This window comes from Paenibacillus sp. P36, from assembly GCF_045866505.1.
In the GTDB taxonomy this organism is placed as follows: domain Bacteria; phylum Bacillota; class Bacilli; order Paenibacillales; family NBRC-103111; genus Paenibacillus_E; species Paenibacillus_E chondroitinus.
The window spans coordinates 7,360,565-7,376,126 of sequence record NZ_AP038372.1; the positions used below are offsets into that span (position 1 = coordinate 7,360,565).

The window sequence follows — 15,562 nt, forward strand, 5'->3', positions numbered from 1 at the left end:
ATCCGACAAAATTTTTGAATAAATTATGAATGCTTCACTATGCTCGTTAGTTTTAACAGCATTCGGCTCGCCTATACCTGAATTGGCAAGAAGCCCATTTATTGAAGCAGTTTTTTGCGGAGAAAAGCCGTTAAATTGCTATCGAGCTCCGCCAGTTTCGTGTTTTGGGAAGACACAATATCTCCATTGGAGGCCATGATTTTCTCATATATCTCATACATGCTTTTATATTGCAGCCCCGCTTCTTTGAGCGTTTGCAGTTCATCAGGCTTTAATGCCCGTTCACCGCCGATCTGGAGTCGCTGCAAGTACTGCGATAACTGTATCATACTGGACATGGGAGTGAGATAATCCGATCCTCCTGCCGCCAGTACAAGACGTTCGTGCGTATAGCCCGCAGAGTATAAGGCCTGCTGGCTCGCCGCCAGCTCATCCGTCGTTTTGCTTTGCGCGGCTTCCTCCAGGTAGCTCATTAACAGTTCCATCTGAAATAACGAAACCTGATAAAGCAGATGGGATGCGTCATGTTTTTCTTTATGATGGCCAAGCATTTGTGACAGTTGATAGATGGGCCAAATGATGAGAAACAGAACAATACTGTACAGAACTGCTTTTCTCGTTAATTTTCGTCTCACTGCTTAACTCCCCGCTTCCCTTATTGGACATGTGCCGCAATAACATTGTATGGGAAGAAGGACAAACAAATAACCACGGATTTCTCCGTGGCCATCGTTATTGTTATGTGCAGAACCTTATTTCACAAGCTCTGCTAGCTTAATTTCAGGAGTTTCTACTTGCAATTCACCCATTCCGCGAACTAGTTTCTTCGCATGGAATGTTTCTGGTTTCAATACGGATACCATAAAATCAATTGCTAATTGAGGGTCCACTGTCTCACCGCAAGTATAACAGTCAAGCGCGGCAAAACCTCTCTCAGGATAAGTGTGAATGGAGAGATGACTCTCGGACAACATAACAAGTACAGTTGCTCCTTGTGGTTCAAATTGCTTGGATTGTACAGATAGTACGGTTGCTCCGCATACCTCGGCAGCTTCTACCATCTGAGCCTGCAACCATTCTGCATTGTTCAGAAGTTCGAAATCTACCCCCCAAGTATCTACAGCAACGTGTCTTCCGAAAGTTGAGTATTCAGTTTCCATCTTTCGGTTCCCCCTTCCTAGGAATAAAATGTGTGTAAAAATTTCATCCGCTAGGACCTACGTCATTCACTTCCCGAGGGTATTATCTCTCGCAACATTCAATGTCCTGAGTGAATCCTGGTTCCTATATTGTTTCAACGAGAATAAAAATAACATCTATCGACGAGAAATGCAATAGTTTTTTTTGCCAAAGCCCTTCTCATCCAAGCACGCAATATCTAATCTATGTAGAAGGCGTTTAACTTGTTCATTCGACTCAAAAAGTCGTAATTTGGACACAAAAAAGACCCTTAATCGGGTCTTCCATTTGCATGTATATGTGGTTGTTAAGCCTCCAAAATAAACAAACGATGTGTGAGCTCATTGAGGCGAGTGTCGATCTGCTGATGTTCTCCTTGATCCTGCACCATATTGCGCAAGTCGAGAAGATGATTAATTTGGTCGTAGATCATTTCGATCTCTTGTTCGACTTCTCTCTTTTGGAACATTTCCTGCATGAGGCCAATGGTATCTCGGAACTCATAAATGACCGTTATCAATTGCCCTTTAACTTCTTCAATCTTCACAACAGCGCCGCGTTCATAGTAGTACACCATGGTATAACTGGAATAAATTCGGTTTACCGTCGCGCTTCCTTTGAACTCTGATACAGCTTTTCGCATTAAATTAGCCAGTAAAGTATTACTTAATCTGCAGGATCCTGTACATTCATATAGGCCCGATTTCTTCTCAAATGATAGGACGATTTCTTGACCTGCACCATCTTGAAAAACAACTTCTTGATTGCCATTTTCCAAAACCTTCACTTGCAAAGTCACTTGATGGTCCACAAACATTTGAAAAAACCTGAACATCTCGGCTTCTGTTAACTGGAGGCAGGTCTTGACATATTCAGTCGCTAACCTTTGTGCCATAAAAATCCCTCGATTCTTTGTTTTCAAGCAATGAACAATTACCTTGTTTATTATTATACTACAAGCGGCATTAATATTCCTGCGTGCATTTCATGATAATCCGCCAAATATTCTGAAAAAACCAAGGAAATACGGAATGCCAGTAAATTTTCCCTAGAAAACCTCACTTTCCTGTATGCTTCTTCTTGATTTCCTCTCTCTTTTGGCATCTTGCTCAACTATACGCAAAAACCGCCCTTAGAATCAGGACGGTTCTCGCTGGATTACTTCTTCGTTTGTTTCAATCGTTCCAGCCGGGGCTTCAGCTGCGTCCGCTTCCGGCTCTCCATAAGCAATAGCTTGCTCCAGGATCCCCCACAGCTCGTCCTTCCCGAGCGTAAGCTCAGAAGAGAACATTAGAGGCTGAACGCCTTTATCCATTCCCAGTGTTTCTCGCACGATTTTAAGGTGTTTGGCCCATTGGCTTTTGGGAATCTTATCTGCCTTCGTTGCAACCACGAGAACAGGCACATCGTTATGTCTTAACCATTCATACATCGCTTGGTCATCCTTGGACGGCGGATGTCTTAAATCCACCAGCTGCATGACAAGACGCAACGTTTCGCGGTTCAATAAGTAATTCTCAATGAATTTTCCCCATTGTTCTCTTTTTGTTTTGGATACTTTCGCGTAACCATAACCGGGAAGATCAACAAAATATAAGTCCTGATTTACTTTATAATAGTTCAGTGTTTGGGTTTTACCCGGTTGGGAGCTAGTTCTGGCCAAGTTTTTGCGGGAGATCAAGCAGTTAATGAGCGAGGATTTCCCGACATTAGAACGCCCTGCCAGAGCAATCTCCGGCAAGGCATCCTCTGGATATTGGCTAGGTCCAACCGCACTGATAACAAACTCAGCTTGATTGACTTTCAAGAATGTTCAACTACTTTCTATGGTTATCCGACGTGAGCTGGCGGCCTATTCTTCACAAGTGCATGTTCGAGCACTTGATCCATGTGGCTGACCGGTATAAAGGTCATCTCATCGCGGACACTTTCTGGAATTTCGACGATATCTTTCTCATTATCCTGAGGCAGCAGAATGGTACGAATACCAGCACGATGCGCAGCAAGTGCCTTTTCTTTCAGTCCTCCGATTGGCAGTACGCGGCCGCGAAGTGTGATTTCGCCAGTCATCGCCACTGAGCGGGAAACGGGGATATTCGTCAATGCCGAGATCAAGGCGGTTGCCATCGTTATCCCCGCGGAAGGGCCATCTTTGGGTATCGCACCTTCCGGGATGTGGATATGGATGTCATTCTTCTCGTGGAAGTCAGGAGCAATCCCAAGCACATCAGCGCGTGTTCGCGTATAGCTGAACGCTGCTTGTGCGGACTCCTTCATGACATCTCCGAGCTTACCTGTCAGCGTCAGCTTGCCTGTGCCTTGCATCACGGTCACTTCAATGACTAGTGTATCTCCACCGACTTCCGTCCAGGCCAGCCCTGTGACCGCTCCGATCTGATCCTTCTCTTCCGCTACATTGTACCGGAACTTAACAGGACCCAAGTAGTCCTTCAGGTTCTCTTCCGTTACATGTACCGGCGTGGATGGGTCGGACACGATTTTCTTGGCTGCCTTACGGTTCATCCCGGCAACTTGCTGCTCTAAATTACGAACACCGGCTTCCCGTGTGTAATCACGGACGATTTTCATCAACGCTGCGTCATCAACGACAAGTTGATCTTCCTCTAAACCATGATCTCGCTTTTGCTTCGGCAGCAAATATTTCTTGGCTATCTGCATTTTCTCAATTTCCGTATAGCCCGGGATGTACAGAACCTCCATCCGATCTAACAAAGGACGCGGAATATTGTGAACAGCATTAGCGGTTGTGACGAACATGACATTGGACAAGTCGAACGGAACTTCAATGAAATGATCACTAAAAGTGCTATTTTGCTCGGGATCCAGAACTTCAAGCAGCGCCGATGCGGGATCGCCGCGGAAATCCATGGCCATTTTATCGATTTCGTCTAATAAGAAAACGGGATTATTGGCTCCGGCATTTTTCATCCCCTGGATGATCCTGCCGGGCATAGCTCCAACATACGTGCGGCGATGGCCGCGGATCTCCGCTTCATCCCTGACACCGCCGAGCGAGATGCGGATAAATTGTCTGCCCATGGATCTTGCGATCGAGCGGGCGATGGATGTTTTACCGACCCCTGGCGGACCCACCAAACAAAGGATAGGACCTTTCAGCTTTTTGACCAGCTTCTGTACAGCCAGGTACTCCAGCACGCGTTCCTTCGGTTTCTCAAGCCCGAAATGATCTTCATTGAGAATGTCTTCGGCGATGTTCAAATCAAGATCATCTACGGTCGATTTGGACCAAGGCAGCCCGAGCAGCCAATCAATGTAGTTGCGAATGACGCCGCCCTCTGCAGAGGTTGCCGGCATTTTCTCCAGACGGTCGATTTCTTTCTCGACCTTCTCGCGCACCTTGTCAGGCAGCTCAGCTTCCGCCAATTGACTCCGCAGCTCATCGACTTCGCCTGCGCGGCCTTCCTTATCGCCAAGTTCCTTCTGGATCGCTTTCATCTGCTCGCGAAGGTAGTATTCCTTCTGCGTTTTTTCCATCTGCTTTTTGACGCGTTGGCTAATTTTGCGCTCCAGTTCAAGTACTTCTCGCTCATTGTTGAGAATATTCAGCATTTTCTCAAGCCGCTCGCGCACATCCACGGTCTCCAAAATGTCTTGCTTATCCTTAATTTTGAGCGATAAGTGACTGCAGATGACATCCGCTAAACGGCCTGGCTCATCGATATCGGATACAGCCGCGAGCGTCTCTGGTGTCACCTTTTTAGATAAATTGATATAATGCTCGAATTGGTTCAGGACGGTACGCATCAGCGCATCAATCTCTGGATCCGTAATTTCTTGCTCAGGCAGCTCTCTCGCCGTCACTTCGTAGTATTCATCATTCACGAGGTACTCTACAATCTCAGCACGCAACACGCCTTCTACTAAGACACGTATCGTTCCATTCGGCAGCTTCAGCATTTGCCGCACCTTAGCAATGGTCCCGATGCGATAAATATCTTCTTTGGAAGGCTCTTCAATGTTGATCTCAGATTGAGAGCAGAGGAGTATCATGCTGTCATCCACCATTGCCCGCTCTAATGCTTTAACCGACTTTTCCCGCCCTACATCCAGATGTAGAACCATGCTCGGATAAACCAGCAGTCCCCTTAGAGGCAATAGCGGCAATCTGCGCACCTTGATTTTTCCGGGTCCCATCCTCTGCACCTCCATATATAGGGAGCTCTGAGCCCTGCTCAAAGTCTCTCATTATTGTATTCATCCGTTGCCCTTTACATTTTATCAAAACTGCACAGAAAACACCAATTGGCACCTAACGCGGCATGTGAGGTAATTGCAGCTGAATTTAGGAATCAATCGTATGCTGTGAATTCGCATGCAGAATCGGCAAAGTCGATGAAGCAATTGTTCTTTCCGCGGCAAAAGGCATAGGAATGACATTGTCATGAAGCTCAATTCCCAGCGCAGCACTCAAAACTTCCTCAATGGATTCCGCAGCAATGACCTCTACGCCTGGCAAATCGGCAAACATCTCCTGCCAATTTTCCTTCGGGATGATGACTTTGGTTGCTCCAGCTTGGAATGCTGCCTCCACTTTCGCGACTACGCCGCCTACCGGTTTGACTTTCCCATGTATGCTCATTTCACCCGTCATGGCCAGTTTGTTATCGACTGGAATCCTGTGTATCGCAGAGGCGATAGCTGTTGCCATTGAAATACCGGCAGAAGGCCCGTCAATCGGCACACCACCGGGGAAATTAATATGCAGATCATAATCGGAGGTGTTAAATCCGAGCTTGCGAAGGACTGTCAGCACGTTTTCTACAGAGCCGCGAGCCATGCTTTTTCGGCGAATCGTCCGTGATCCTCCTCCCATTTCTTCTTCATCCACCACACCTGTGATGTTGAATTTCCCTGTACCTGCGACAGCAATCGGAATAGCTGATACTTCAATCTCAAGCAAGGTACCCAAATTAGGACCATACACAGCTAACCCGTTAACAAATCCAACTTGCGGTTGGGCAGGCACTTTGCGTTCAGGTCTGGGAGGGATTTGTGATGAATTTACAACCCATTCTATGTCGGAAGCCGTAATTTCATCTCTTTTATCCGATAAAGCGATACCGGCTGCAAGTTGAATAACGTTCACAGCTTCCCTGCCGTTCGTTGCATACTTCATGACAACCCCGACGGCTGCTTCGCATTTCTTAAAGCCGATCTTATCCAAAGCTTTGCGTGCAATCTCTCCAACTTCTTCCGGTAAAAGAGGGCGGAAAAAGATTTCCAGACACCGTGACCGAATAGCTGGTGGAATCTCACTTGGCGTACGGGTCGTAGCTCCCACTAAACGGAAATCCGCAGGAAGGCCATTTTGAAATATATCATGGATATAACCTGGAATATTCGTATCTTCCGAGCTGTAATACGCGCTCTCAAGAAAAACTTTACGGTCTTCCAGCACCTTTAATAATTTGTTCATTTGCGTTGGGTGCAATTCACCGATTTCATCGATGAACAGAATGCCCCCATGCGCCTTGGTCACAGCGCCTGGCTTCGGCTGTGGAATTCCCGCAACGCCCATTGCGCCTGCACCTTGATAAATAGGGTCGTGAACAGAACCGATTAAGGGATCGGCAATTCCTCTCTCATCGAAGCGAGCTGTTGTCGCATCAATCTCCGTGAACTTAGAATCCGCGCGGAATGGAGATTCCTGATTTTTCTTCGCTTCCTCCAATACGACGCGGGCAGCAGCCGTTTTACCGACACCCGGAGGCCCGTAAATGAGAACATGCTGCGGATTAGCGCCGCACAGAGCGGCTTTCAAAGCCTTCAAGCCTTCCACTTGGCCAACAATATCCTGCATAGAGGAAGGTCTCGTTTTTTCCGATAACGGCTTTGTCAGTGATATGGATCTAAGCTTTCTGAGCTTCTCCAATTCTTTTCTGGATTCTCTATCGACAGCAGTCCGATTCGTCTGTTGGTTACGCAGTAAATTCCAGAAATACAGCCCGATAACAACCGCAAAAAACACTTGAATTACCATTAAAATAATACTTAGACTCATTGTCATGCCTCCTTAGTAAAACCTTAGCGATAACTTCCATTATTCCCGTGTAAAAGAAGGTTAATCCAATCCATGCAAACTTTTGAATGACGTATGTAAGCTCCCTTTATGAAGAAGGATAAGAGATGACCTTTCATGCAAAAGGATGTGGCATTTTGAAGCGCTTATTGACAATCGTCCTTCTTTTTCTGTGCCTCCTCGCAGCAGCAGGCTCTGATGCTTATGCTTTTGCAGGAAACCCCCTGCTCCCCTATGCCGATATCATTATTGATGTAGGCCACGGCGGTGTTGATTCTGGAGCTAAATACGGCAAATACCAAGAAAAAGATATGAACTTAGCAATCTCTAAAAAGACTTACAAACTACTTCAGAAAAAAGGCTACCGTGTCATTATCAACCGAACCGATGATTATGCCTTGAGCCAAGATAATAAATGGTCCTATGGAGGAAGACATCGCAAAGATTTAGCACAGCGATCCGGAATAGCCAACACGATTAAACCTAAATTGATGCTCAGCATGCATATTAACTGGTCAGGCAAACCAAATCGGCGAGGACCACTTGTTTTTCACCAAAATCGATCCGAAAGTATCCTGTTTGCCAATCTGCTGCAAAACTCGCTTAATCGTGTGTACGGCTCAAAGGAACTGCCTATTCTCGGTAAAAAATATTATGTGCTCCGAAATACCAAATACCCGGCTGTCATCGTGGAGTTCGGCTTTATTTCGAATAAATCCGACCGTAAGCTGCTAAGCAGCTCTCACCATCAAGCCAAGCTCGCAGATGCCGTTGCCCGGGCTATTGATGAATACTTTGGGATGGTCAATAATCCTACTATCTCGCGTTAAGATTCACCGTTTGCGAAAGAGGTACAAAGGTTGCATCCTTTTGAATCGTTGGAATGGCCTCTTTGATGACTTGAGCTGTTTTCTTGCCTGGAGGGCCAACATGTCCAATTGCAATGACCAAATCTCTGTCTTTCACAAACTTCTTAAACTTTACCATCTGCTTGCTAATGTGGCTGTAGGTATAGAGGTCATCAAAAAACAGCTGATTTTCCGAAAATGGAACGCCCTTCTGGCCCGCCAATTTCCCGATCAAGCTATGCGGTGTCGTGCGGCTGTCCAATAAAATGAGATTTTTCTCTTTGCAGATATCAACAAGAATATTCATGACTCTTTCATCGGCTGTTGCTTTAGAGCCCATATGATTGTTGATCCCTATCGCATAAGGGACATCCTCTATTGCCGCTACGATCCGCTTATGAATCTCATCACTGGATAAGTCCGTTGTAATGGCTCCCGGGCCAAGCCAACTCTTCTTACCTCGCACTGGCTCCATAGGCAGGTGCAGGATGACCTCATGGCCTTTGTCATGTGCTAGTTGAGCATCTTGCTTGGTAGAGGGTAGAAATGGCATCACAGCTACTGTGAAAGGAATGGGCAGATTCAACATTTCCGTGGTGCCATCCATATTGTTGCCAAAGTCATCAATGACAATGGCCACCTTTTTCGTCTTTGATTCAGCAAAAGGCTGATTGGGGTTCAGGCTATCAGCAGCGCCGGAATGTACGGGCAGCAGGAACAGCGAAATCCCCATCGTAACAGCCAAGGAAATTCGACGTGTTGCAGCGTTCTTTTTTAACAAAATCATGGTCATTCTCCTTCATCCATAGTAAAACTTGCGCGAATTGAGCAAGCTTTCCAGTTCTCTCATTATGCTTCTCTTGCGCCCCAAATATGCGTGCGCTGAATAACAAAAAGCCGTCAAGATCCCTTACAAGGGTTCTTAACGGCTTTCCTTATGTTAAAGAAAAATTAGTGCTTACGACCAGGAATGACGCCTGTTTCTTCATAGGCTTTGACGATGATATCAATTTCTTTCTTCAACTCATCGAGCAGTTCGGCTTCCGGCACCTTACGGATCATTTCTCCATAGCGGAACAGCATACCTTCACCACGAGCGCCTGCAATCCCGATGTCCGCCTCACGAGCCTCTCCAGGACCGTTTACGGCACAACCTAAGACGGATACTTTAATTGGCACCTTAATCTTGGCAATATAGTCCTCCACCTCGTTAGCGATCGAGAACAAGTCAATGTCAAGGCGTCCGCAAGTCGGGCAGGATACGAGTGTCGCCGCGTTCGTAATTAACCCGAACGTTTTGAGAAGCTCACGCGCCACCTTAATCTCTTCAACCGGATCCGCGCTAAGCGAAATGCGAAGCGTGTTCCCGATGCCCATGTTGAGAAGCGTTCCAATACCCGCGGCACTTTTCACTGCGCCCGTAAAGAGCGTTCCCGCTTCCGTAATACCAAGGTGAAGAGGGTAGTTAAAAGCTTTCGCAGCTAGTGAATAAGCGGCAATCGCCATCGGTACATCCGAAGCTTTGAGAGAGACGATAATATCATGAAAATCTAATTCTTCTAGAATGTTGATATGAAATAAGGCACTTTCCACCATAGCTTCCGGCGTCGGATAACCATACTTCTCCAGAAGATGGTTCTCCAACGAACCTGCATTGACACCGATTCGGATTGGAATACCACGCTCTTTACAAGCCTTAACTACCGCTTCAACCTTCTCGCGGCGACCGATATTGCCCGGGTTAATCCGCACTTTATCGATCCCGTTCTCAATTGCAGCAAGCGCTAGACGATGGTCAAAATGAATATCGGAAACTAGCGGAATATGGATCTGTTTCTTAATTTCTTTAATCGCTTCAGCGGCTTCCTTATTGTTCACGGTTACGCGAACTAATTGACAGCCTGCTTCTTCCAGACGAAGAATTTCAGCAACAGTGGCTTTTACATCCGCTGTTTTCGTCGTACACATGCTTTGCATGATGACTTCATTGCTGCCGCCGATGGTCAGATCGCCTACTCGAACGGGCCGCGTGTCTTTTCTATGGAACATTATGGTTTCTCTCCCCATGACACCAAACATCCTCCGCTCCAATTTCCTGTATAAGGAAACCGGATTGGAGGCTGTGTGTTCGTTAATGAAATTATGGGTTACGCACTTTCTTCTTTTTTCTTACCTGACGCTTGTGAACCGTCTTTCGTTGTCAGCACAGGCGTTAGCTTGTTCTGAACAGTCTCCTTGGAGACTACACAAGAAGAGACATCGGTTCTTGAAGGGACTTCAAACATCACGTCAAGCATAATGCTTTCGATGATGGCTCTCAGACCGCGCGCGCCGGTATTCCGTTTAATCGCTTCTTTCGCAATGGCATCAAGCGCCTCTGCGTCGAATTCGAGTGAAACGTTATCCATTTCGAGCATCTTCTGGTATTGTTTCACGAGCGCATTTTTCGGCTCGGAAAGAATACGAACCAGTGCTGCTTCATCCAGCGGCTCTAGGGTAGAGATAACCGGCAGACGACCTACGAATTCCGGAATCAATCCGAATCTGAGCAGGTCTTCAGGAAGTACCATGGATAGGTACTCGCCCGGTTTCAAATCTACTTTAGCTCCGTCTGTGCTGAAGCCGATCACTTTTTTACCGATTCTGCGTTTGATAATTTGCTCCAGACCATCAAAAGCTCCGCCGCAAATAAACAGAATGTTGGTTGTATCGATTTGAATAAACTCTTGATGCGGGTGTTTGCGTCCGCCTTGCGGAGGAACTGATGCAACCGTACCTTCAAGAATTTTGAGCAAAGCTTGCTGAACGCCTTCACCAGAAACGTCTCTAGTAATAGACGGATTCTCGGATTTGCGTGCTACTTTATCAATCTCATCGATGTAGATAATGCCGCGTTCTGCTTTCTCCACATCGTAATCTGCAGCTTGAATCAGTTTGAGCAAAATGTTCTCAACGTCTTCCCCAACATAACCCGCTTCCGTCAATGAAGTTGCATCCGCGATTGCGAAAGGAACATTCAAGATTTTGGCAAGCGTTTGTGCAAGAAGTGTTTTACCGCTTCCTGTTGGTCCTAGAAGAACGATGTTACTTTTTTGAAGCTCAACATCTTCCAGTTTGTTTTGTGAATTGATACGCTTGTAGTGATTATAAACCGCTACAGCAAGTGATTTCTTCGCTTGTTCCTGGCCGATGACGTACTGGTCCAAAATGTTGCGGATTTCCTTCGGTTTCGGAACATCCTTCAGATCCAGTTCTTCTTCGTGGCCTAGTTCTTCTTCCACAATCTCCGTGCAAAGCTCTATACATTCATCACAAATGTAAACTCCCGGACCTGCAACAAGCTTGCGAACTTGGTCTTGGGATTTTCCACAAAAGGAACATTTGAGTTGGCCTTTTTCATCGTTAAATTTAAACATGGGATCACTCCTTTATTTCAAGTCGTTTCGAGTGATAACCTCGTCGATTAACCCGTATGCCTTCGCTTCTTCAGCGCTCATAAAGTTATCCCGGTCGGTGTCTCTTTCGATCTTTTCAAGCGGCTGTCCCGTACGATCCACATAAATCTGGTTGAGTTTTTGTTTCGTTTTGATAATCCAATCCGCGTGAATCTTAATATCGGTCGCTTGACCTCTTACACCGCCGAGCGGTTGGTGAATCATAACTTCAGCATTCGGCAGCGCGTATCGCTTGCCTTTGGCGCCCGCTGTTAACAGCAAGGAACCCATACTTGCGGCCATACCTACACAAATCGTAGATACATCCGGTTTAATAAATTGCATGGTATCGAAGATACCCATTCCAGCTGTTACAGATCCACCTGGTGAGTTGATATATAAGTGGATATCCTTTTCGGGATCCTGAGCAGATAAAAAAAGCAGCTGGGCAATGACCAAATTAGCCACATCATCATCAATGGCAGTCCCAATGAAAATAATGCGGTCCTTAAGTAGACGCGAGTAGATGTCGTAAGAGCGTTCCCCACGTGCCTCTTGTTCAACAACCATAGGAATAAGACTCATTGTACCAACTCCTTTTGTGGCCAAAGCCATGTTTTCCAAATTGGGATTCAGTAACAGTTTAACATGTTTGAGCAGCAAAGTCATTTTTTCAGAAGACCGCTATGTATTCAATGAATTTCTTATGTTTGAAGGCAGTTTGTGGCTAAAATAGGGTAAAAGAAAGGCACGTTGCTTACGTACGTGCCTTTACTTACCTTATTTATACTGCTGCGGAAACATGCTTGCTATTTTCAAGCAAGAAGTCAACCGTTTTTCTAATCACAAGATCATTGCTCAGACCATCTAGGCTGCCGTTAGAAGCAAACAGCTCACGAAGTTCTGCCGTTGATTTTTGGTAGGATGGTGCATATTTCTCAAGTTCCGCGTCAACTTCTTCGTCGGATACTGTGATGTTTTCTGCAGCTGCAATGGCTTCAAGAACAAGGTTGTTACGAACACGCTTCTCAGCATCTTCTCTCATTTGATCTTTCAGCACGCTCTCGTTTTGACCGGAGAACTGGAAGTAAATCTCAAGCGTCATGCCTTGGGAGCGAAGACGTCTTTCGAATTCTTTCACCATTACATCAAGTTCTGCTTCTACCATGGATGCTGGAATTTCAACATCAGCGTTAGCCGCAGCCTTATCAACAACAGCTGTTTCCAGAGCAGCTTCTGAATCTTTTGTTTTGCGCTCTTGAAGACGGTTTTTCAATTCTTCTTTGTACTCAACAAGCGTGTCGAACTCGCTCACATCTTTAGCGAACTCATCATCAAGTTCTGGCAAGTTTTTGCGTTTGATGTCGTGAATTTTCACTTTAAACACAGCCGCTTTGCCTTTCAGATCTTCGGAGTGGTAGTTCTCAGGGAAAGAAACGTTAACATCTTTCTCTTCGCCTTTGCCAAGTCCTACAAGCTGCTCTTCGAACCCTGGAATGAAGGAGTTGGAGCCAAGCTCAAGGGAGTACTTCTCTGCTTTTCCACCTTCGAATGCTTCGCCATCAACGAAACCTTCGAAATCAAGAACAACTACATCGCCGTTAGCTGCTTGTCCTTCTTCAAGAACAACCAATTCAGCATGACGTTGTTGCAGACGGGAAAGCTCGCTGTCCAGTTCTTCGTCCGTTACGTTAGCATCTACAGCTTCAACTTCGATGCCTTTGTAATCGCCAAGCGTTACTTCCGGTTTAACAGTAACCTTCGCTTTGAATTTAAGAACTTGTCCTTTGCCGAATTGCTCTACGTCTACTTCCGGACGATCAACAGGCTCGATTTTAACCTCTTCAATCGCTTGTACGTAAACTTCTGGCAAAATGATGTCTAGTGCATCTTGGTATAGGCTTTCTACACCAAATTTAGCTTCAAAGATTGAACGTGGCACTTTCCCTTTACGGAATCCTGGTACATTTACTTTCGCGGATACTTTTTTGAAAGCTTTATCCAATGCATCTGCGACGCGCTCTGCGCCAACTTCCACTTCAAGAACGCCTACGTTCTTCTCTATTTTTTCCCAACTTGCTTTCATTTTATGCTTTCCCCTTCCAAAAATGTACGATGACATATTTTCACGTTACGCTCATTATAACCATTCTATTATAACATATAACAAATTCATTTCAAGGCGACCTTTCGCCCCTAAAACGGATCGGGGTTAAACTGCTTCACAAACGCCTGCAGCACGAGATGCGCCCGCTTCCATTGCAGCGCCATCGACCCTACAATCCCGTAATTATCTAGCAATTCCTCTTTGTTAACAGAACCGAATAATCGCTCTTGCAAAATCGCGTGCAAGGCGGATGCCCATACGTCAACGGCGCCTTCTTCGGTTTTCAGCAAGTCTGAATAAATGGCTGTTCCATAGGCATAGGCCAAAAATTCCTGCCAAGTTTGTTTGGCAAAATAAACAAAATCCGGCTGGCTTATTTCACTAATATCCCCGACTCTGCGAATCATATCACGAATTTGGGATGGAAAATCCTCCGGGCACAGCGGTGTCTCCTCGATCTGGACGGCAATCCTATTCCCGTTTTTGGGAAACTCAATGAATCCTTGCTCCCCCATTTGCTTAAGCGCCTGCAGCGCCTTGAACTGGATATGCGGGTGCCGCGGTTTTTCGCTAAGCCATTCCTTGATAGCCGAGCCTATGCCGGGTTGATCGATAAAACCCAATTGTTCAAGACTGCTTACTTGCTGTTCCAAATTACCTTCTTTGAGCAAGTCCAACAGTTTCAAGGCATATGCCCCATCATCTGACGACTTCTCATGTATGTATTGCCTTAATAAATCCTCTTCTTCCTCCAAATCCTCTTCCGATGGACTCGGCATAGGGAATAGCTCTTCTGGAAACATGGTTTGCAGCCAAATCCGCAATGCTTCCCACTGCTCGATCTTATCCGATTGGGCAGCTGGAAATTGAAGCAGAAATGTCAGCAGTTGAAGAGCATCGCTATACTGTTCGTTTTTTAGAAACCTAGTAAGTTCCTCTTCGTAATATTGCTCTGTTTTCGGGAAAAGAATAACATTATTCATCGACAACTCGGTTATGTGGATCACCTCAGAAATCTTGGTCTGCTGGTGACAGTTTACTTGATTGTTCGGGTGATTGCAAAATAATTTTAAAACAAGTGTTGACTTCTCTTAAAAAGATATGATAATATAACTCTTGCTTCGCCAAACAGCTACACGCTGCTAGGTAAGAAGAGGTCCATGTCTCAGTAGCTCAGCTGGATAGAGCACACGCCTTCTAAGCGTGCGGTCGGGGGTTCGAATCCCTCCTGGGACGTATTGCAAGGAGAGAAGATCGCGAAATTTCGCGATCTTTTTTTGTTAGAGGGGTAAGCGAAGCTTACCCCTCTATTTGTATAGAACAATCCACTCAATGAAATTTGTTGCTATCGCTTGGCGCTCTTAACAAGCTAAACTTCGGAGGTGAGATAAGTCCTCCGACGGTTCTATAAGAAGGGAACTACAGGGCGTTATTTCATCGAAACAGCCACTATTTTCGCGCGGAGGGGAACTGTGGGCCTCTATTTGTCCGTTTTCCTGTTTAGCCCCCTAATTGTATTGGAGAGTACCTAGGGAAATGAGGTACTATTAAATAAAGGGGGCTGAACGGAATGAGACAACGAAACAATGCATTCAAAGATGTTCGTAACAAAGTGGCGCATGAAGCTTTAGCCGGGATTAAAGTTGGTGTTCTTGCAAGGAAGTATGAGGTCTCACCGAAGACCATTCGAAACTGGGTAAAAGAGTTTCAAGATGAATTTGGTGCAGACGCCCTACCTACGATCGACGAACGCATTAACGACTCCAAACGATTGGCTGAGCTTGAAGAAAAATACAATCGAGCTTTAAAGGCATTGGGGGAAAAGGAACTTGAGAATGAAGTTCTGCGTGAGCTCGTAAAAAAGACGAGCCCTGCCTCAGTGATCGACTCCACGTTGCACAAACGTTTATTGGGCAGGGAAACGCGGTAGTTA

Annotated in this window: 14 protein-coding genes and 1 tRNA gene; 3 read left to right on the plus strand and 12 right to left on the minus strand. The window is 45.8% G+C overall.

The window, feature by feature from the left end:
- Positions 1–98: 98 nt before the first annotated feature.
- The 6 genes from ACKTT9_RS32230 to lonB all read right to left on the minus strand — a co-directional run bounded on the left by ACKTT9_RS32230 (position 99) and on the right by lonB (position 7,222).
- Positions 99–635, minus strand: coding sequence for an S-adenosylmethionine decarboxylase (locus tag ACKTT9_RS32230; RefSeq protein ID WP_127455283.1), 537 nt, complete (start codon positions 633–635; stop codon positions 99–101).
- A 117-nt stretch (positions 636–752) separates the two neighbouring features.
- On the minus strand, positions 753–1,160 hold the full coding sequence (speD, locus tag ACKTT9_RS32235; RefSeq protein ID WP_127455282.1) for an adenosylmethionine decarboxylase: 408 nt from the start codon (positions 1,158–1,160) through the stop codon (positions 753–755).
- 326 nt (positions 1,161–1,486) lie between these two features.
- A complete protein-coding gene (locus ACKTT9_RS32240) occupies positions 1,487–2,074 on the minus strand; it encodes a non-ribosomal peptide synthetase module (RefSeq protein ID WP_407869217.1) in 588 nt (195 codons plus the stop codon).
- Between the two features lie 243 nt (positions 2,075–2,317).
- Positions 2,318–2,986 carry a ribosome biogenesis GTP-binding protein YihA/YsxC gene (gene yihA, locus ACKTT9_RS32245; RefSeq protein WP_407869218.1) on the minus strand — a complete coding sequence of 223 codons (669 nt, stop codon included), beginning with the start codon at positions 2,984–2,986 and terminating at the stop codon, positions 2,318–2,320.
- A 23-nt stretch (positions 2,987–3,009) separates the two neighbouring features.
- Positions 3,010–5,355, minus strand: coding sequence for an endopeptidase La (gene lon, locus ACKTT9_RS32250; RefSeq protein WP_407869219.1), 2,346 nt, complete (start codon positions 5,353–5,355; stop codon positions 3,010–3,012).
- A gap of 148 nt (positions 5,356–5,503) precedes the next feature.
- Positions 5,504–7,222: an ATP-dependent protease LonB gene (gene lonB, locus ACKTT9_RS32255; protein ID WP_407869220.1), complete on the minus strand. Its 1,719-nt coding sequence runs from the start codon at positions 7,220–7,222 to the stop codon at positions 5,504–5,506.
- 155 nt (positions 7,223–7,377) lie between these two features.
- On the opposite strand from lonB, the gene ACKTT9_RS32260 reads away from it, so the two are divergent.
- Entirely contained in the window at positions 7,378–8,070 is a 693-nt protein-coding gene (locus ACKTT9_RS32260) for an N-acetylmuramoyl-L-alanine amidase (RefSeq protein WP_407869221.1), read from the plus strand.
- Here ACKTT9_RS32260 and ACKTT9_RS32265 read toward each other — a convergent pair.
- From ACKTT9_RS32265 to ACKTT9_RS32290, 6 genes are all read right to left on the minus strand, one after another.
- Entirely contained in the window at positions 8,057–8,821 is a 765-nt protein-coding gene (locus ACKTT9_RS32265) for a divergent polysaccharide deacetylase family protein (protein WP_407873160.1), read from the minus strand. The genes ACKTT9_RS32260 and ACKTT9_RS32265 overlap by 14 nt on opposite strands.
- Positions 8,822–9,039: 218 nt before the next feature.
- A complete protein-coding gene (gene ispG, locus ACKTT9_RS32270; RefSeq protein ID WP_315953643.1) occupies positions 9,040–10,137 on the minus strand; it encodes a flavodoxin-dependent (E)-4-hydroxy-3-methylbut-2-enyl-diphosphate synthase in 1,098 nt (365 codons plus the stop codon).
- A 98-nt stretch (positions 10,138–10,235) separates the two neighbouring features.
- On the minus strand, positions 10,236–11,504 hold the full coding sequence (clpX, locus tag ACKTT9_RS32275; RefSeq protein WP_127455274.1) for an ATP-dependent protease ATP-binding subunit ClpX: 1,269 nt from the start codon (positions 11,502–11,504) through the stop codon (positions 10,236–10,238).
- A gap of 12 nt (positions 11,505–11,516) precedes the next feature.
- Positions 11,517–12,107 (minus strand): ATP-dependent Clp endopeptidase proteolytic subunit ClpP, encoded by a 591-nt coding sequence (gene clpP, locus ACKTT9_RS32280; protein ID WP_127455273.1) that lies wholly within the window; start codon positions 12,105–12,107, stop codon positions 11,517–11,519.
- A gap of 199 nt (positions 12,108–12,306) precedes the next feature.
- On the minus strand, positions 12,307–13,608 hold the full coding sequence (tig, locus tag ACKTT9_RS32285; protein ID WP_407869222.1) for a trigger factor: 1,302 nt from the start codon (positions 13,606–13,608) through the stop codon (positions 12,307–12,309).
- Positions 13,609–13,718: 110 nt separating this feature from the next.
- Positions 13,719–14,618, minus strand: coding sequence for a hypothetical protein (locus ACKTT9_RS32290; RefSeq protein WP_407869223.1), 900 nt, complete (start codon positions 14,616–14,618; stop codon positions 13,719–13,721).
- Positions 14,619–14,791: 173 nt separating this feature from the next.
- On the opposite strand from ACKTT9_RS32290, the gene ACKTT9_RS32295 reads away from it, so the two are divergent.
- Positions 14,792–14,865 (plus strand) — tRNA-Arg (locus tag ACKTT9_RS32295).
- A gap of 334 nt (positions 14,866–15,199) precedes the next feature.
- On the plus strand, positions 15,200–15,559 hold the full coding sequence (locus tag ACKTT9_RS32300) for a transposase (RefSeq protein ID WP_407868515.1): 360 nt from the start codon (positions 15,200–15,202) through the stop codon (positions 15,557–15,559).
- The last annotated feature ends 3 nt before the right edge of the window (positions 15,560–15,562 follow it).